This is a genomic window from Aurantibacter crassamenti (assembly GCF_016811105.1).
GTDB classification, from domain to species: domain Bacteria; phylum Bacteroidota; class Bacteroidia; order Flavobacteriales; family Flavobacteriaceae; genus Aurantibacter_A; species Aurantibacter_A crassamenti.
In genome coordinates this window covers 542,172-561,568 of the sequence record NZ_JAFBGM010000001.1, presented here as the reverse complement: position 1 = coordinate 561,568, position 19,397 = coordinate 542,172, and the positions used below count along the sequence as shown (strand labels likewise).

The window sequence follows — 19,397 nt, the reverse complement described above, 5'->3', positions numbered from 1 at the left end:
ATGCCTACGAATAAAAAAACCAAAATAGTTGCAACCTTAGGGCCTGCAACATCGAAGAAAGAAGTTTTAAAAGAAATGATATTGGCGGGTACTGATGTCTTTCGTATAAATTTCTCACATGCCGATTATGATGGAGTTAAAGCACGTATAAAAATGATTCGTGAACTCAATGAAGAATTGAGTACTAATGTATCTATACTAGGAGATTTACAAGGGCCAAAATTGCGAGTAGGTGTAATGGGAAGCGAAGTTGTTGTCGCACCTGGAGATGAAATTGATTTTGTAACTGGTGAACCATTTGAAGGTACTGCTGAGCGCGTTTATATGAATTATGGTGCTTTTCCTAAAGATGTTAAGGCCGGAGAACGTGTTTTACTTGATGATGGTAAACTAATGTTTGAGGTAATCTCAACCAATGGTGAGGATACTGTCAAAACAAGAGTTATTCAAGGTGGGCCATTGAAATCAAAGAAAGGGGTGAATTTACCCAATACGAATATTTCATTGCCTGCGCTTACCGAAAAGGATGTCAAAGATGCCATTTTTGCAATTGAGCAACAAGTAGATTGGATTGCTTTGTCTTTTGTACGTTTTGAACAAGATTGTATTGATTTAAGAAAAATTATAGAAGAGCATTCGGATCATAAAATTCCGATTATTGCTAAAATTGAAAAACCTGAAGCAGTAGAGAATATTGACAAGATAGTAGCGCACTGTGATGGTTTGATGGTTGCTAGAGGTGATTTAGGTGTTGAGGTGCCTGCACAAGAAGTACCGTTGATACAAAAGCAATTGGTATTGCGTGCCAAAAGAGCAAGAATTCCTGTGATTATTGCTACTCAGATGATGGAAACCATGATTACGAGTTTAACTCCAACACGTGCTGAAGTAAATGATGTAGCTAATTCTGTGATGGATGGTGCTGATGCAGTTATGCTTTCAGGTGAAACATCAGTGGGTAATTATCCTGTTCAAGTAATAGAACGCATGGCAAGCATTTTACAAAGTGTAGAGGCTTCTGATTTAATTCATGTGCCACATGATCCGCCACATATTAGAACAAAAAGGTATATCACTAAATCAGTATGTTATCATGCTGCTTCAATGGCCAATGAAATTAAGGCAAAAGCCATATCTACTTTAACAAATAGTGGTTATACAGCATTTCAAATTTCAGCATGGAGACCAAGCGCGCACATTCTTGTTTTTACATCAAATAGAAGAATCTTAACACAGTTGAATTTACTTTGGGGTGTAAAAGCTTTTTATTACGATCGTTATGTTTCTACTGATGAAACCATTGAAGATGTAAATGCAATGGCGTGTGAAAAAGGGTTTTTAGATGTAGGCGATATGTTGATTAGCCTTGCAGCAATGCCTATCAAAGATAAAGGAATGGTAAATACGCTTCGTGTTACTGAAATTGAGACCTGTAATTTTAAAAAGGCTTAAACTAGTATTAAGAACTAAATTAAAATCCTGATTTTCATAATCAGGATTTTTTTTGTGCTTTATCTAATTGTAAGTATTAGAGCTTTTGGCTGACTAAATGGTTCTATTTTACCTCATTTTAAAGCCAACAACCTTATGAAATTTGAGTTTCACGATTCCAAAATTGGCTCGATCTTCGGGTTTACAGATGATATTAAAAATAATGAAAATCACTTCTCAAGTTCGTCAAGCAATATTAATATTCTTTGGAATAGAAATGAAGCAGCAATTATCATAGAAATTGATGGATTATCAATTGAATTATTGCCCAACCATATAGTAACTACTACTTATTTGCAGCATGTATCATACAAGTCTACCCAGTTGCCCTTGACTACATTTCTCTTTAATAGAGAATTTTACTGTATAAATGATCATGATAGTGAAGTTTCATGCAACGGAATATTATTCTTTGGCACACAAGACCTACCTATTATAACGATACCTAAAGAACAAGAACGTAAGTTCAATACTTTATATGAGGTTTTTCTAGATGAATTTTCTACCCCTGATAGAATTCAAGGTGATATGCTTCAGATGTTGTTAAAACGGCTTATAATTATGTGTACCAGATTAGCCAAAGAACAACTTATGGTTAAAGCTTTAGATAATGAACAGATAGATGTTGTTCGAAAATTTAATGTTTTGGTTGATACACATTATAAATCAAAAAGAAAGGTGAGTGATTATGCAGAATTGCTTTTCAAAAGTCCGAAGACACTTTCTAACCTTTTCGCAATCTACAACCAGAAATCACCACAACAGATAATTTTAGAACGTCTCGCTTTAGAAGCAAAACGACTTATGACATTTTCTGATAAACAAAACCAAGAAATTGCATATGAACTTGGTTTTAATGATCCAGCACATTTTAGCCGTTTTTTTAAAAAAATGACAGGCCATTCACCTTCCCAGTTCCGTAGTATCGGAATGATTTAGGTCAAAAGGGAAATTTCTACAAGCCGTCGGGCAATACCTCCTAACAAAAAAGTAAGCTTCAGTCGCATCTTTACCTTGTAATTAGAAAACAAAGTAACATGACGACACAAATAAAATCCATTTTCAATTTAATTGAAATCTTCAGAAACGGTAAAAGAAAACCATTGAAGACTATCAATACAACATCACATTGTGAGCAGAAATATCATCATGATTTTTATTGTGATGCAAAGAATCCCATTACTTCAAATTAAAGACTAAGTATTTAATAATAACAAATAATTCTCATCATTGAGAAAATCTAAAAAAAGTAAAATTATGAGCAAATTTAATGTACCTCAAAGAGAAGAAGTAAGTTTAAATAATCAGGCGATTTTTGATAATTTAGAAAAGGCAGTAGGGTTTGTGCCAAATTTATATGCAACATATGCCCATTCTGAAAATGCATTAGCAAACTATCTTGCGCTGAGTAATGCAAAAACTTCGTTATCAGCAAAACAGAAAGAAGTTGTAAATCTAGCGGTTAGTCAAGTTAATGATTGTTCGTACTGTTTGGCTGCACATACGGCAATAGGTAAAATGAACGGGTTTTCTGAAATCGAAATTCTTGAACTTAGAGCAGGGCGAGCTTCATTTGACGCCAAATTAGATGCCTTAGCAAAACTAGCTAAAAATATTACCGAGAATCGTGGTGCTACGGATGAAACAACAATTGCTGAATTCTTTAATGCAGGATGGACGAAGGAAAACTTAATAGATACAATTGTTTTAGTAGGCGATAAAACAATTTCAAATTACCTACATAAGACAACAAATGTACCGGTTGATTTTCCTGAAGCACAACCATTAGAAGTAGTGCAAGCTTAATTAAAATAATAATAATAATTCTGCTTAAGCATGGGTAGAATATATTCTAAAAGATAAATAATTATGAAAAAAGTAATAGTAGTATTCGCATTAATAGTTGGAGCAATATTTTCTTCAAATGCGCAGAGTAATGAAAAGGTGATTTCTTTAGAGCAAACTCCTGGTGAGTTTACTAAAAAGGAACTAACCGTAGCTGCAGGAACCTATGTTTTTGAAATTTCAAATAACGCGGTAGGCCATGATGTGGGTTTTGTATTGGTTCAAAAAGGTAAAGACATAAGTAAGCCTGAAAATCATATTCAAACAGCATATGTTACTGAGGTAGTAGGTACAGGCAAAACTCAAAAGTCGAAGCCAACAGTTTTAGAGGTTGGTGAGTATGTGTATTTCTGCCCAATGAACCCAACAGCTACAGACAATACTTTGATTGTAAAATAATTTCAGTATATAATTTTGGTTTGCCTTGAGGCCTATATAATTGGTCTCAAGGCTTTTTTTTTTACTTGATTTTGTGATTGCTAAGTACCTTATAATACGGGTTACTATTTTGGTTATTAATTATCAGAAAAGGGACATCGTATCTTTTTTCCTTCAAACATTATGAAAAAAATAACATCTGGAGAAGTTTTTGATGTAACTAATTAATTAGTTTTAAAAGATCAAAAAACCAAACCACCATGAATAAAAAACGTCTCCTACTCATAGGAATACCTGTTTTGCTTTTGCTCTTGGGCTATTTTTTTTTCAGATCTGATTCAGAAGAAGACATTACTATTACTGCACCAGTCGTAAAAGGTGAATTTATAAGTGAGGTAATAATTTCTGGAGAGGCGCAATCTACAAGTCTAAAAAATATTGACGGCCCTGCAAATCTTCGAAAATTCAGACTAAATAATATCAAAATTCAAGATTTAATTCCTGAAGGTACAGTCATTGAAAAAGGAGATTATGTTGGTCGGTTAGATCCATCTTCAGTCAATGAACAGATTATTGATGCTCGCTTGAGTTTAGAAAGTGCTGAATCTAAATATTTGCAAGAAGAACTTGACACTACACTTACGCTAAAGCAAGAACGAACAGCTATAAAAGACATTCTTTTTAATATGGAAGAGGATAAGCTAGAGCTAAAACAATCAATTTATGAATCGCCTGTAACCATACGGCAATTGGAAATAAAAATTGAGAGAGCCGAACGAGACCTAAAAGAAAAAAAGGAAGATTATAATATAAAGAAAAGAAAAGCAGTTGCCAAAATGGTTGAGGTGGGCACTGAAGTTTCAAAAATACGTACAAAATTAGATGACCTTATTGCACTACAAGCTTCTTTTACAATCCATTCAGATGCCAATGGTATGGTTACATACGCTAAAAATTGGGACGGAAGCAAGAAGAAAGTAGGGTCAGATATTAATGCTTGGAATCTTACAATTGCTACGCTTCCTGATTTAACAAAAATGGAATCTAAAACATATTCCAACGAAGTTGATGTTAGAAAAATAAAAAAAGATCAAGAAGTTACAGTAGGTTTTGATGCCTTTCCAGATATTACTATGGAAGGTGTTGTGACCAGTGTTGCCAATGTAGGAGAAAATAAAAGAGGTTCTGATATTAAACTTTTTCAGGTATTGATAAAGTTGAAAGAAATGAATTCAAGTATTCGACCAGGTATGACAACATCAAATCGAATCTTAATTCAAAAAGAAGAAGATGTTTTAATGATTCCGTTAGAAGCAGTTTTCTCAAAAGATTCTATAAGCTATGTATATGTTGATTCCGGTTTTTCAGTTAGCAAAAAACAAGTGCTATTAGGTGATTCAAATGATGATGTTATTATTGTCAAAAAAGGACTAGAAGAAAAAAACATTGTTTATCTGAGCAAACCTGAAGGGTTAGAAGATAAAAGTATTGCTCAGATAAGATAAATTTCCATGGCAAATAAAATTCTTTTAGAAACCATAAAGTCAAATCTTTCTGAGGCTGTGCGTGTTATCTTGGCTAATAAGGTTCGTACTTTTTTAACAGCTTTAGGTATCATATTCGGGGTGGCAGCGGTAATTACTATGTTAGCAATTGGTAAAGGTGCTGAACAAGAAATTCTAGCCCAACTTGAACTGGTAGGGGTGAATAATATTGTTATAACTCCAATACCTGACGAGGCAGATGAAAACGAATCTGAATCGGAAGATGAAAGTGGTGCGCTCGAAACTATCCGGTTTTCAAAAGGATTAGATTTATTAGATGTTGCAAGTATTAAAGAGAATATTCCCACTGTTAAAAAACTTAGCCCTGAGATTATTCTTGAAACGTACATGATTAAAAAGGGAAGACAAAGCCCAGTTAGATTGATAGGCGTAACCAATACTTTTTTTGAAACTTCAAATGTTCATATTGGCCAGGGTGAGAACTTCACAGAAATACAAACGGTGAATGCATTACCGGTTTGTATCATAGGTGAAAAAGTAGCGAAAAAACTATTTACTGGTGAGAGTGCAATTGGCAAACAAATCAAAGTAAAAGATGTATGGCTAAAGGTCATAGGTATTATTGAAGAGAAATTAATCTCAGAAACAGCACAAGAAAACTTGGGTATACGAGATTTAAACCAAGACATTTATATACCTATAAAAACATTCTTGGTTCGGTATAAAGACCGAAAAATAATTAGTGATGAGCCTTTGGATCTTGGGGGAGGAATTATAATGATTAGTGGTGGAGATAATGGACCTAAAAAAAGAAAACCAAGAGGTAATTATCATCAAATAGATAAGCTTACCATTCAAGTAAATAATTCAAATGAGTTGAAGGCGACTGCTGAGGTCGTTAGTAAAATGCTAAAGAGAAAGCATAATGGTATGCTTGATTTTGAAATTACAATTCCCATTAATTTACTGAAACAGCAACAAAAAACAAAACAGATTTTCAATATTGTTTTAAGCATTATAGCCGGAATCTCTTTGCTGATTGGCGGTATAGGAATTATGAATATTATGCTGGCCTCTATTTTAGAGCGAACTAAAGAAATTGGTATTATGAAAGCTATAGGGGCCACAAAGCAAGACATTATTTTACAGTTTTTGTCAGAGTCTATTTTAATTAGTCTTAGCGGCGGAATAATTGGCTGTATTCTAGGAATTGTTGCTTCATATGTTTTAGAAATTGCTACTGACATAGAGACAATTGTATCAATGGGTTCTATTTTATTATCCTTTTTAGTAGCGACTTTTATCGGACTCATTTTTGGGGTATTGCCTGCAAAATCAGCAGCTAATAAAAATCCTATAGAAGCTATTAGGCATGAATAAAAACTTATTTGTGCAAACGGTGACATTAAATATTGAATTGATTAAAACCAAAATAATGAGAACAATTCTATTTTTCCTATTTCTGATTTTTCATGTTTTTAGCTATGGGCAGTCACAAAAGATAAAATTGATTGAAGCCATTAAAATTGCACAGAAAAAGTCTCCTGAATACGTTAGGGCTGTTAATCAGTATAAATCTGGTTATTGGAGATATAAAAATTATCAAGCTGACTTCTTACCTCAATTAAGTTTAAATGCAACGCTACCTGCCTACACAAATTCTATAACTAGAATAACCAATGATGAGGGGCAAGATATTTTTGTGAATCAAAACCAATCGGTTATGGATGCCGGACTAAGTCTTGAGCAAAAAGTACCATTTACTGGTGGTGCTTTTTCGGTGAATAGTCAAATAGATAGGGTAGATCGTTTTGGTACACAAGATGTAACAAATTATTCTTTAATACCATTTTCAATTAATTATTATCAAAATTCACTTTTTTATAACCCTTATAAATGGCAACGCAAAATTGAACCATTACGATATGAAGAATCTAAACGAAATATTATCGAAAACATGGAGGATATTTCGTTAACAACTTGTATGCTCTATTTTGGCCTATTGAAGGCACAGGTTACTTTAGATATTGCAATTAAAAATTTATCAAACCAAGATACTTTATTGCAGATTACTAAAGGAAGATTTAAAATAGGAAAGATTGCTGAAAATGAATTGCTGCAAATTGAATTGAGCCATTTGATTTCTCAAAACAATGTTACTACAAATACAATTTTATTAAAAAAAACTTCTCAAGATTTAGCGCGTTATTTAGAATTGGACACAGAGTCTATTGAGCTTGAAGTACCAGAGAAACTAGATGATTTTGTTGTGAGTTTAGACAAAGCATTGGCTGAAGCTGAAAATAATAGAAAATCAGTAATCCAATTTAGGCGAAGGCGATTAGAGGCCGAACAGAACCTCGCACAGGTTAAAGGTACTAATCGACTTCAAGTTAATTTACGTGCAAATTTCGGTCTTAATAGGCGTTCTGAAGAATATGCTACACTCTTTCAAGAATATGATCAGCAGCAGAATGTTGCGCTTTCCATTCGGGCTCCAATTTTTGACTGGGGTGTAACTAAGTCAAAACGAAAAATGGCTGAAGCAGATTTGAGCTTAGTTGAGAATGATATAGAACAAGATAAGCAAGCTTTTGAGCAAGAAATATTCTTGCATACGCTAAACTGGTCAAGCCAAAGAGACTTTTTAGCAACCTCAGAGAAAGCCAAAGAAATAGCATTAAAGCGATATGATATTACCAAGAAGAGATATGTACTTGGCAAAATAACCATTACCGATTTAAATATAGCCCAATCAGAAATGGACAAAGCGGTAGTAGATTACCTTAATTCATTAGAAAAATTCTGGGTTGACTACTATACGCTTAGAAGGCTAACACTCTATGATTTTATGGAGGATGAGAAAATATCGATTGAAGATATTGTATTAGACTAGTTTTCCTTTTTTTAGCAACTCAGTACTTAAATTACTTCTAAAAAAGCTTTATAAAATTTAATTCTTTTTTAAGAAGCAAAATATACGGTTTAATCAATTAGAGCGTTAATTTTGCACTCTTAAAAAAAAGGCTTTGATTATAGATTTCATAGTAGCAATTCTTTGGAGTTTGTCGCCCTTTGGTGAAGCCAAAGTAGGTATACCTTATGGTATGCTTAAAGGCCTGAATGTGTATTGGGTTTTTGTGTTGTGCTTTTTGGCCAATGTTATGGTTTTTCCAATAATGATGTTTTTCTTAGAAAAAATCAATGTCTATTTCACAAGGTGGAAATTTTACAAGAAATCAGCATTATTTGTTGCTAGACGAGCAAAAACAAGTTCTGGTGATAAAATTAAAAAATATGGTTTTTTCGGATTAGTACTGTTTGTAATGATTCCGTTGCCAGGCACAGGTGTTTATGCTGGTAGTATTGCTACTTATCTATTTAAAATAGAGAAGCAAAAAGCTTTTTGGGCAAATGTGATTGGTATTTTTCTTTCATCTGCAATTGTTTGGTCTGCTACAATGGCATCTATGAAAGCAATGTAATTTAAAATTCAAACTTGAGTTGAACTGAGACAGAATCTTGTTTAGCCACAGATTTCTTTTTTTCTGTATTTAAATTGGCCAACGAAATACCTAATAAACGAACAGAATTTTGAAGTTCTTCTTGATATAATAGTTCTTTTGCGGTTTCTAGTATTAGTGCTTTGTCAGAAACAAAATAAGGTAGTGTCTTACTTCTTGTGTTTAATGTAAAATCGCTGTACTTTATTTTTAAAGTGACTGTTTTACCGGCAATTTTTGATTTAATTAAACGTCGTTCAAGTTCTTCAGCTATATGTTGTAAACGTTCTAACATGAAAATTTCACTGCTTAGGTTTTCACTGAATGTTCTTTCAGCGCCAACTGATTTGGGTATGCGATGTGGTTTTACTTCGCTATTATGAATTCCACGAACTACGTGGTAATAGTACCTTCCGCTTTTGCCAAAGTGCTCTTCTAGAAATTCTAGGGTTTTACCTTTAAGGTCTTTACCCGTAAAAATACCTAGTTTATACATTTTCTGGGCTGTAACTTTACCTACGCCATAAAATTTTCTAATGTCCAGTTCCTCAAGAAAATCAAGTACTTCTTCAGGATTTACTGTTTTCTGTCCGTTTGGTTTGTTGAAATCGCTGGCAACCTTGGCAATAAATTTATTGATTGAAATTCCTGCAGAAGCAGCCAATCCTAATTCATCAAAAATTCGCTGTCTAATTTCTTTTGCAATTAATGAAGCTGACGGATTTCCTTTTTTATTTACGGTGACATCTAAATAAGCCTCGTCTAAAGAAAGAGGTTCAACTAAATCTGTATAATCGTGAAAAATTGCTCGTATCTGCTTTGAAATCTCTTTGTATCGATCATATCGCGGTTTTACAAAGATTATTTCGGGACAGTTCTTTTTAGCTAAATACCCACTCATTGCACTTCGCACTCCGTATTTGCGTGCTTCGTAGTTGGCAGCTGAAACTACACCTCTTATTTCATTGCCGCCAACAGCTACAGGTTTTCCTTTTAGTTCCGGATTGTCTAATTCTTCTACCGAAGCGTAGAAAGCATCCATATCTACATGAATAATTTTTCGCAATGGTAAATCATTTGGCATACTACAAAATTAGGTTATATTTAGTTTGATGGAAACACAAACAAAAACAGCAATTATACTCGGAGCTACCGGTCTTACCGGAGGCATTTTGTTACAGCTTTTATTAAATGATAATCGATATAATAGAATCAAGCTTTTCTCACGTTCTACAATTGGATTTGCACATGAAAAAATGGAAGAACATTTAGGAGATTTAATGAACTTAGATCAATTTAAAGACCACTTTCAAGGAGAAGAAGTTTTCTGCTGCATTGGTACAACAAAATCAAAAACACCCAATAAAGAACAGTATAGAACTATAGACTACGGTATACCCGTGTCTGCCGCTAAATTATGCAATCAAAATAATATTTCAACTTTTGTAGTTGTTTCGGCAATGGGGGCGAATGCAAAAAGTAGTGTTTTCTATAACCGAGTTAAAGGTGAAATGGAAGATGCTGTATTAGATGCGAAAATAACGGAAACTTACTTCTTACAACCTTCATTGATTGGTGGAAAACGAAACGAAAAACGAGTGGGCGAGTGGTTATTCAAACAATTCATGAAAGTGGTAAACCTTGTTTTGGCTGGTCCGCTTGAAAAATATCGGTCTATTAAACCAGAAACTATCGCCAAAGCTATGGTATGGCTTGCCAATAATGAATATAAGACCAATAGAATTGAATCTGATATAATTAAAAAAATAGCAGCAAAGAGTGATTGAAATTGAACGTAAATTCTTGGTAACATCTACAGCGTACCAAGAGCAGGCAAAATCTAAAGAACGAATTGTTCAAGGTTTTTTGAATACGGATAAAGAACGTACAGTAAGAGTTCGAATAAAAAATAAATCTGGATTTTTGACAGTTAAGGGGAAATCAAATGATGCGGGTACTATTCGATTCGAATGGGAAAAGGAAATTTCAATAAACGATGCGGAGAATCTTTTACGTATCTGTGAACCCGGAATTATTGATAAAATTCGCTTTAATGTGCAATTAGGTTCTCACACATTTGAAATTGATGAATTTCATGGTGAAAATGAAGGCCTTGTCGTTGCTGAAATTGAACTTGAAGATGAAAATGAACCTTTTAAAAAACCAGACTGGTTGGGTGTAGAGGTTACAGGAGACATAAAATATTACAACTCTCAATTGAGTAAAAAGCCTTTTAAACAATGGTAAGTCTAAAAAGTGCGCTAACTTATTTGTAATAAAAAGTTGGTCTTTTTTAAATAATCTTCGGTTGCAATACCACGAAGATTATTGACAATTATATGTTCTACAAGTTCTGTTGCAGAATACTGTTCATAGAGGTTTTTTGAGGAAAATAATATAAGTTCAAGCCTATTTAAATACAATTCGCAGATAAGCTCAATATTTGTTCCACTTCTAATTTGGCCTTTGTCTATTGCACTTTGAAGTAGATTCTTAATTAAAATGTTTGCTTCAATATTTCTAAATTTACTTAGCGTGTCATAAACACTGGGGTAATACTTTTTTAAGCCAAAAATAAAAGAAGGACTAAATGTTCTATAAGAATCAAATCCTATTTTATAAATTTCAATTATTGCTAAAATAGGATCTGATTTGTGTTCTTCAATACATTGCTTATAAAGCTTACGAAGCTTGTTTAAAAGTGCGTAAAGACTTTCTTGTAATATCTCTTCTTTGCTAGTGAAATGCTCATATATCGTTTTTTTAGAAATACCCATTTCATGAGCGAGATCGTCTAAAGTAAATCGTTTGCTTCCAAACCTTGTAAATTTAAAAAGGGCAAAAGCTAAAAACTCTTCTTTATCAAACATTTAATGCATTTTTGCTATTGCCATCCACCACCAAGTGAGCGATATAATTCAACCGTTGCTGACAGTTGGGTGAATTTATTACTGATCAAATTAAGCTCAGCGTTAAGTGAGTTTTCTCTTGCAGTTAAAAGATCTAAATATGTTAAATATCCGCTGTTTAACAATTCTTCAGAGTTATCTTCAGCTCTTTTTAAAGCCACTACTTGTTTTGTGATAAAAACTTCTTTTTCTACAGAAATGTTATACTCATTTAGAGCTTCTGACACTTCTTTCCCTGCAATTAATAGTGCCTTTTTAAAGTTTAATATAGATTGCTCTTGTTGTGCTTGTGCAACCTCATATGCTGTTCTTATTTTACGACCATTAAAAATTGGTTGCGTAAGACCACCGATAAGGTTGGCAAAAATAGAGTGAGAATCTATCCAATTGTCAAGTTCTAAGCTTTGAAAACCACCTTGTGCAGAAAGGGTTATAGATGGGTAGAAGTTACTTTTAGCAACATTAGTTAATTCAAAACTGTTGACTACACTATATTCCGCTTGCATAATGTCAGGTCTATTGCGTAATAATAATACTGGAACACCAAGTTGCATCTCGTTAGATATATTTTGATTATCTAAAGAGCTACGTTCATACGTTTTAGGTTGTTCACCCAAAAGAATACTTAGTGTATTCTCGGTCTGATAAACCAAATTTTTAAGGTCTAACAATTGACTTTGGGCACTGTATAATTGTGCAGCTGTTTGATCTACTCCTACTTGATTTGCCTGACCAGCTTCTTTTAAGGCTGTAATAGTTTCTACACTTTTCGAACGGTTTTCAATGGTTTCCTCAGTTATCTTAATTTGTTTATCCAAGGCTAACAATTGGTAATATGTAGTAGCTATTTGTGCTACCAAATCCGTTTTTACAGCTTTATGTGCTGCTACTGTCTGTAAGTAACTTGCATCACTTGCTCGTTTAGTACTTCTAATTTTACCCCAAATGTCGGCTTCCCACGATAGGGTGCCTGATGCTTCATATTGATTAAATGGTTGCGTAAAAAAACTTCCAAACTGTCCATTTTCACTATTTTTTGCTGTTCTAGTAGCGCTTGCAGCTCCATTTAGAGTAGGTAAATATCCTGCCTTACCTTGTTTCACATAAGCTTGAGCAGCAGTAATATTTTGCAGTGCAATACGTATGTCTAAGTTGTTGTCTAAACCTTTTTGGATATAGGTTTTTAAATGTGAATCTGTAAAAAGGTCTTTATAAGATACTGATGCAAGCGAAACACTATCTTGTGGCAAATTGTCTGTTCGATATAAATTTTCGATTTCGACTTCTGGCCGTGTATAATTTTTCGCTACAAAACATGATTGCAGCATTAGTGGAAGTAATGCCACCAAAAAGAATTTATTTATTGCGAATTTTTGCATGATTTCTTTAGTTCTGTGTTTCTTCAATTGTTGTTTGTGGAGCGCCAGTTATACGCTCTTGCATGGTTTGAAAAATGACATACAATGCCGGAATAACAAATACTCCAAAGATTGTTCCTATTAACATTCCCCCAACTGCACTCATACCTATAGACTTATTACCGACAGCTCCTATGCCCGATGACAATGCTAATGGCATTAGCCCTAGAATAAATGCGAATGAAGTCATTAATATAGGTCTGAGTCTCGCCTTTGCGCCATCAATTGCAGAGTCAATAATCGACATGCCATGCTTTCTACGTTGCAATGCAAATTCTACAATAAGAATTGCATTTTTAGACAGTAAACCAATAAGCATAATTAAGGCAATTTGAAAATAGATGTTGTTCTCTAAACCTGCAATACTAACAAAGCCAATAGCACCGGCAATACCAACTGGTAAAGACAATAATATTGCAAAGGGTAATATATATGATTCGTACTGTGCACTTAGTAAGAAATAGACAAATACCAAACTCAAAATAAATATGATAATAGTTTGGCTGCCGGCACTGTTTTCCTCTTTTGTAAGACCTGAGTACTCGTAGGTATAATTTGTGGGCAGCACTTCTGAGGTAACTTCTTCAATTGCTTTAATTGCATCACCTGTACTATACCCAGGATTCATTGCGCCATTAATTTTAACGGAACTCAATAAATTGAACCTACTCACAATTTCTGGACCATATATCTTTTTTAGTGAAACGAATTGTGAAACTGCTACAGACTCACCATTTTTGTTCGTTATAAAAATTTGATTGAGTGAATTCTCATCTGCTCGATCTTCAGGTTTTGCCTGAATCATTACACGATATTGTTTGCCGAATTTATTGAAATCGGTTGTGTACAATCCACCATAATAACCTTGCATGGCATTAAGAACATCCGTCACAGCTAAACCAGCTGTTTTTGTTTTTTCAATATCTACTTCCAATTCGTATTGCGGAAAATTAGGATTGAATTGCGTAATAGCATATTTAATTTCTGGTCTGGCATTTAATGCGGCTAGAAGTTCATTTGTGGTTTTGCCAACGGTTTGCCAGTTGTCAGCGTCTTTACTCTGTAGATTCATTTCAAACCCTGTAGAGTTACCAAAACCTTGTATACTCGGAGGTGTAAAGAAAAAGGCATTAACGTCTTTTAGACTTGAAGTTTTTCCAAAAAGTCCTCCCACTACAGCGTCAACCGATTGTGATGGGTCTTTTCTTTCGCTCCAATCTTTTAGGCGAAGTACCGAAAAGGCATACGAGCCACCATTAACTCCATTTAAAAGGCTAAAACCAACAACATTCATTCTTGATTCGATAATATCCATTGAATCATAAATGGAATCTAATTTCTGTACAGTTTTTTGTGTTTGTTCTAAAGTAGTGCCTGGAGGTAAGCCTATATCGGCAAAAACAAGTCCTCTATCTTCATTTGGAATAAATCCAGAAGGTGTTGTTTTGAATAGTACAATAGTAACAGCTGTAAATAATATAAGTGAAACTACCGTTATCCATTTTCGCTTTGCAATAAATTTTACAGACCCAATATATTTGTTGGTTATTGCATCAAAACCTGTGTTAAATGCACTAAAAAAGCGTTTGGTGATTCCTTTTTTCTTTTCTTCAGATGTGTTATGAGGTTTCAATAAAAGTGCTGCCAAAGCCGGACTCAAAGTCAAGGCATTAACCGCTGAAATGAGAATCGCAATTGCTAATGTAATACCAAATTGTTTATAAAATACTCCCGATGAACCACTAATGAAGGATACTGGAATAAATACTGCAGACATCACGAGTGTAATAGAAATAATAGCACCAGAGATTTCTGACATGGCGGATTTAGTTGCTATTTTGGCGTTACTAGCACCTTCTTCCATTTTGGCATGTACTGCTTCAACCACAACGATAGCATCATCTACAACAATACCGATGGCTAAAATCATCGCGAAAAGCGTTAACATATTGATAGAATAGCCAAAAAGTGAAAGAAAAAAGAAGGTACCAATTATAGCTACAGGAACCGCAATAGCAGGAATTAAGGTAGACCTGAAATCTTGTAGAAATAAGAATACTACAATAAAAACTAATAAAAAAGCTTCAACTAATGTTTGAATAACATGGTCTATTGAGGCATCTAAGAAATCTTTAGTGTTATAGGGAATAACATAATCTATTCCTTTAGGAAAATTTTGTTCACTCTCCTCTAGTATAGTTTGAATGGCATCAATAATATCGTTAGCGTTTGAACCAGAGGTTTGAAATATTCCAACTGCCGTACCGGGTTTACCCATACCTTGGTTTTTTGTACCATAATTAAATGCGCCCAATTCTACTTCTGCTACATCTTTAAGTCGTAAAAATTGGCCATTTTCTTCGGTTCTAATTATTATATCTTCATACTGAGATTCTTGTGAAAGGCGACCTTTATATTTGAGCACGTATTCATAAATACCATCGGCATTTTCACCAATTTTACCAGTGGCAGCCTCAAGGTTTTGCTCTCTTAGTGCATTTTGAATATCAGTTGGCACAAGCTTATAAGCTGCCATTTTTGTTGGGTTCAACCATATGCGCATAGAATAGTCCTTAGCCCCGAAAACAGTTACATTACCAACTCCTTCTATACGTTGTAATTTGGGAACTAAATTTATTCGTGCATAATTTTCAACGAATGTTGCATCATAATTTTCATTGTCCGAAAACAATGAAAAGAACATTAGCGCACTTGTTTGTGATTTCTGTGTTATCACACCAGTTTGAACAACAGCTTGAGGTAAAACACTGTTGGCGCGTGCCACTCTGTTCTGAACGTTTACTGCGGCAATGTCTGGATTAGTTCCTAGTTTAAAGAAGACGTTGATAGTTGCAGCACCATCATTACTAGCCGTTGATGTCATATATAACATGTCTTCAACACCATTGATTTGTTCTTCTAATGGCGTAACTACGCTATTAAGAACAGTCTCTGCATTTGCTCCAGTATAGGTAGCCTGTACTTGTACAGTAGGTGGTGCTATTTCTGGATATTGCTCTATAGGTAAGGTTGTTAACCCTAAAACGCCTAGAATTACTATAAGGATCGATATGACTGTTGACAATACAGGCCGATCTATAAATTTTTGAAACATTATTTTCTATTTAAAAAATTAAGATAAATATGGGCAGCTATAAGGTTGGGTTAATAACCATACCGTCTTTTAATTTGCTAACACCTTCAAGTACAACTGAAGTGCCTTCTTCTATTCCATTTTCAACGATAAATCCCTTTTGGGTGTTCGCAGTTATATTTATTGGCATAGTTGAAACAGAGTTGTCTTTGTTTAAAACATATATAAGTTTCTTACCCTGTAGGTCTACTGTAGCAACCTGTGGAATTTCATAAGCTTTATATCTTGTTGGAATTTTTATTTTGCCAGTACTACCGCTACTTAAAACATTATTTTTATTATCGAAATCTGCTCTTGCAGTTACACTTCCGGTAGTACTATTAATAATTGTATTTATCATAGCAATCTTACCTAATTTTTGATGTTCTTCACCATTAACCATAATAAGTGTCACTTTAGGTAATAGCTCAATATTCATTTGACTATTATCATTGTTTGGAATTAAACTCTTGAAATTCAAAAGTTCTTTTTCACTCATAGAGAAATAGGCACGTACCTCACTAACATCAGAAACAGTAGTTAAAGGTTTAGTCATATTAGAGCTAACTAACGCCCCTATTTTATAAGGAATTTCGCCAATATAACCATCAACTGGACTTGTGATACGCGAGTAATTGATGTTTGAAATAACACTCTGATAATTTGATTTTGCTTGCTCAAGTTGAGCCTTTGCAGTTTCTAACTGGACCGCACTAATAATTTGTTTATCGACTAAAGGCTTAAGTTTGTCTACCTCTACTTGTGCTACATTTACCGACGCTTGTGCAGCATTGGCATCTTGAGTTAAAGTTTGAGTTTCTAATTTAAAAAGTAGTTGTCCTTTTTTAATTTTTTGACCTTCTTCAACAAATATGTTTTGAACAAAACCAGAAACTTTAGGCCATATTTCTACATTTTGTTTTCCTTCTAAAGTCGTAGCGAATTCGTTATAAACAGTTAAATCTTGTTTTTTCAATTTTACTACTTTCAAATTGGGAGCAGGTGGGGTAGAACCTCCAACAGTGGGTTTATCAGTTGTTCCGAAACAAGAGCTCAAAAGCAACCCTATGCTTAATAATCCTATTATTGAATATGTTTTCATTATAATGATTGTTGTTTTTATATTAAGGTTTAATTTATTCTGAATGTTCGGTATAAAACGAACCAAATGAACAAAAAATTATTCCAAATGATTCTTTAAGTCGGCAATTGTTTTTCTGTAAACTTCACGAGTTTCTTCTAAACAATTTAAATAGATTTGTTTTTTCTTTTTGTTTTCTTCATGTTTTTCAGAGTTGAATTTTTGATTATAATCAGAAATCTTTTTTATAATTTCACATTCATTTTCTATTTTTTTAAGAGATTGATTCAATTTATTTAAAAAAAATGAGTCTTTCTCCGCAACTTTAAAATAGCGTTTTCTATCTCCAGATTTTGTCGTATAGTTAATAAAACCTATTTGTTGTAATAGATTTAAGGCTGTAGAAATGGAGCTTTTACTTGCACCTCTTTTTATTAGGCAATCTTCAAAAGTTAGGCCTATTTCTTCAGTAATTACTAGGTTAGCAAAGATTCTTGCTGCCAAAGGAGGTAATGAATATTCGTTCTCAATATGAATACCTAATTCCTCTATTAAATTTTTTTTGCTCTCTTCTTTATTCATGATAATTGAAAATTGAGAGGACAAAAATACGATTAGTTCGGTAACAAAAAAACTAAAAGAACTTAAATTTTCTTAAAGAGTGTTTAGATTTTGTTAAAATACTTTGCTATTGGGCTATAACGCCTTCTCTGTCTATTATAGGAATATGTTGCAGATGTTTCTCTGTGACAGTATTTTTTAAAAATAAAAAGCGTTTTTCAAATAATTTTTCGTCAGCAAAAAAGGTAACAAAAAACTCATTGTTCAATGCTAACACTTCTTCTTGAACTAATTCTATTTTTTTAAAAGATTTTTCCGGCAATGAATTGATTGAATGCCGCATTGTTGAAGTTTCTCGGTCTTCATCAAAACCTTTTGATACTATTAGTACCATTTCAATGGTTGAGGTTCTATTATTTATAATATAGGCATTCCATTCTTTTGCAAGAAATTCATCATTCCATTCATGAACAAGAACAACATTAACCTCTTTCGCTATAGGTATTTCAATGTCCTTTTTCATATGAATCTAACTAAAGGGCACTTTTAAATTGCTCTAAAAACCGGACATCGTTTTCGCTAAGTAGTCTAATATCGGTAATTTGATGTAATAACATGGCAATTCTATCAATACCAACACCAAATGCAAAACCTGAATAAGTTTCGGGGTTAATACCACAATTTGTTAAAACATTAGGGTCAACCATACCGCAACCACCAATTTCTAACCAGCCCGTACCTTTCGTAATTTTGTAATCAGATTCTGTTTCTAACCCCCAATAAACATCTACTTCTGCACTTGGTTCAGTGAACGGAAAATATGAAGGCCTAAGACGAATCTTAGATTTTCCGAATAATTCTGTCGTAAAAAACTGAAGTGTTTGTTTTAAATCTGCAAACGAAACATCTCTATCTATATATAATCCTTCAACTTGATGGAAAAAACAATGTGAACGTGCCGAAATAGCCTCATTTCGATATACTCTACCAGGAGATATTGTACGAATTGGAGGTTTGTTTTCTTCCATATAACGAACCTGTACTGAAGAAGTATGCGTTCGTAATAATACATCAGGATTTGTTTGAATAAAAAAAGTATCCTGCATATCTCTTGCCGGATGGTGTTCAGGTAGATTTAAAGCCGTAAAATTATGCCAATCATCCTCTATCTCTGGTCCTTCCGAAACATTAAAACCAATGCGTGAAAAAATATCAATTATTTGGTTTTTAACTATTGATATCGGATGGCGTGCTCCTATTTCTAGGGCTTCTCCGGGTCTAGTAAGATCCCCGTAAATACTTTTTTGCTCTGAAGATTTTTCTAATGAGTTCTTTAGAATATTTACTTTTTCAGTAGCAGCTTGCTTTAGCTGATTGATTGTTTGACCAAACTCCTTTTTTTGAGGGCCTGGCACATTTTTGAATTCTGCGAAGAAGTCATTTAATAGCCCTTTTTTACCTAGGTATTTGATACGAAAAACTTCTACAGCTTCAATTGAATCTGCTTTGAACTTTTCAACCTCAGCAATATGTTCTTTTATAGTTTCAATCATAACAGTTAGCTAAGGGGCAA

The 19,397-nt window shown here is 33.8% G+C and carries 19 protein-coding genes; 11 read left to right on the top strand and 8 right to left on the bottom strand.

The genetic code is table 11. The annotated features are described in order from the left end of the window. The 9 genes from pyk to JQC67_RS02380 all read left to right on the top strand — a co-directional run bounded on the left by pyk (position 1) and on the right by JQC67_RS02380 (position 8,704). Positions 1–1,452, top strand: coding sequence for a pyruvate kinase (pyk, locus tag JQC67_RS02415; RefSeq protein WP_203251269.1), 1,452 nt, complete (start codon positions 1–3; stop codon positions 1,450–1,452). 135 nt (positions 1,453–1,587) lie between these two features. Continuing rightward, complete coding sequence (locus tag JQC67_RS02410) at positions 1,588–2,430, top strand: helix-turn-helix domain-containing protein (protein ID WP_203251268.1); 843 nt, start codon at positions 1,588–1,590, stop codon at positions 2,428–2,430. A gap of 98 nt (positions 2,431–2,528) precedes the next feature. Continuing rightward, positions 2,529–2,684 (top strand): hypothetical protein, encoded by a 156-nt coding sequence (locus JQC67_RS18995; protein ID WP_238934447.1) that lies wholly within the window; start codon positions 2,529–2,531, stop codon positions 2,682–2,684. Positions 2,685–2,748: 64 nt separating this feature from the next. After that, complete coding sequence (locus JQC67_RS02405; protein ID WP_203251267.1) at positions 2,749–3,297, top strand: carboxymuconolactone decarboxylase family protein; 549 nt, start codon at positions 2,749–2,751, stop codon at positions 3,295–3,297. A gap of 63 nt (positions 3,298–3,360) precedes the next feature. Continuing rightward, entirely contained in the window at positions 3,361–3,735 is a 375-nt protein-coding gene (locus JQC67_RS02400) for a cupredoxin domain-containing protein (protein WP_203251266.1), read from the top strand. A 239-nt stretch (positions 3,736–3,974) separates the two neighbouring features. Beyond that, positions 3,975–5,219: an efflux RND transporter periplasmic adaptor subunit gene (locus tag JQC67_RS02395; protein WP_203251265.1), complete on the top strand. Its 1,245-nt coding sequence runs from the start codon at positions 3,975–3,977 to the stop codon at positions 5,217–5,219. 6 nt (positions 5,220–5,225) lie between these two features. Beyond that, positions 5,226–6,599: an ABC transporter permease gene (locus JQC67_RS02390; protein WP_203251264.1), complete on the top strand. Its 1,374-nt coding sequence runs from the start codon at positions 5,226–5,228 to the stop codon at positions 6,597–6,599. 55 nt (positions 6,600–6,654) lie between these two features. Continuing rightward, entirely contained in the window at positions 6,655–8,115 is a 1,461-nt protein-coding gene (locus tag JQC67_RS02385; protein WP_203251263.1) for a TolC family protein, read from the top strand. Between the two features lie 133 nt (positions 8,116–8,248). Next, complete coding sequence (locus JQC67_RS02380; RefSeq protein ID WP_203251262.1) at positions 8,249–8,704, top strand: COG2426 family protein; 456 nt, start codon at positions 8,249–8,251, stop codon at positions 8,702–8,704. A 1-nt stretch (position 8,705) separates the two neighbouring features. On the opposite strand, the gene dinB is transcribed toward JQC67_RS02380, so the two are convergent. After that, positions 8,706–9,806, bottom strand: a complete 1,101-nt coding sequence (gene dinB / locus JQC67_RS02375; protein WP_203251261.1) for a DNA polymerase IV — start codon at positions 9,804–9,806, stop codon at positions 8,706–8,708. Positions 9,807–9,834: 28 nt separating this feature from the next. On the opposite strand from dinB, the gene JQC67_RS02370 reads away from it, so the two are divergent. Both JQC67_RS02370 and JQC67_RS02365 read left to right on the top strand, forming a co-directional pair. After that, positions 9,835–10,509 (top strand): NAD(P)H-binding protein, encoded by a 675-nt coding sequence (locus tag JQC67_RS02370; RefSeq protein ID WP_203251260.1) that lies wholly within the window; start codon positions 9,835–9,837, stop codon positions 10,507–10,509. After that, positions 10,502–10,969: a CYTH domain-containing protein gene (locus JQC67_RS02365; protein WP_203251259.1), complete on the top strand. Its 468-nt coding sequence runs from the start codon at positions 10,502–10,504 to the stop codon at positions 10,967–10,969. Before JQC67_RS02370 ends, JQC67_RS02365 begins: the two co-directional genes overlap by 8 nt. 14 nt (positions 10,970–10,983) lie before the next feature. Here JQC67_RS02365 and JQC67_RS02360 read toward each other — a convergent pair whose 3' ends face one another. The 7 genes from JQC67_RS02360 to pheS form a co-directional block, all read right to left on the bottom strand. After that, positions 10,984–11,592, bottom strand: a complete 609-nt coding sequence (locus tag JQC67_RS02360) for a TetR/AcrR family transcriptional regulator (RefSeq protein WP_203251258.1) — start codon at positions 11,590–11,592, stop codon at positions 10,984–10,986. Positions 11,593–11,606: 14 nt separating this feature from the next. Next, complete coding sequence (locus JQC67_RS02355) at positions 11,607–13,010, bottom strand: TolC family protein (protein WP_203251257.1); 1,404 nt, start codon at positions 13,008–13,010, stop codon at positions 11,607–11,609. 7 nt (positions 13,011–13,017) lie between these two features. Continuing rightward, positions 13,018–16,164: an efflux RND transporter permease subunit gene (locus tag JQC67_RS02350; protein ID WP_203251256.1), complete on the bottom strand. Its 3,147-nt coding sequence runs from the start codon at positions 16,162–16,164 to the stop codon at positions 13,018–13,020. Positions 16,165–16,201: 37 nt separating this feature from the next. Further along, positions 16,202–17,284, bottom strand: coding sequence for an efflux RND transporter periplasmic adaptor subunit (locus JQC67_RS02345; RefSeq protein ID WP_203251255.1), 1,083 nt, complete (start codon positions 17,282–17,284; stop codon positions 16,202–16,204). A 78-nt stretch (positions 17,285–17,362) separates the two neighbouring features. Then, positions 17,363–17,845, bottom strand: coding sequence for a GbsR/MarR family transcriptional regulator (locus tag JQC67_RS02340; RefSeq protein WP_203251254.1), 483 nt, complete (start codon positions 17,843–17,845; stop codon positions 17,363–17,365). A gap of 106 nt (positions 17,846–17,951) precedes the next feature. Continuing rightward, the gene (locus JQC67_RS02335) at positions 17,952–18,347 is read right to left on the bottom strand and encodes a hypothetical protein (protein ID WP_203251253.1); all 396 of its coding nucleotides are present in this window, start codon (positions 18,345–18,347) and stop codon (positions 17,952–17,954) included. 10 nt (positions 18,348–18,357) lie between these two features. After that, entirely contained in the window at positions 18,358–19,377 is a 1,020-nt protein-coding gene (gene pheS / locus JQC67_RS02330; protein WP_203251252.1) for a phenylalanine--tRNA ligase subunit alpha, read from the bottom strand. Between the last annotated feature and the right edge of the window lie 20 nt (positions 19,378–19,397).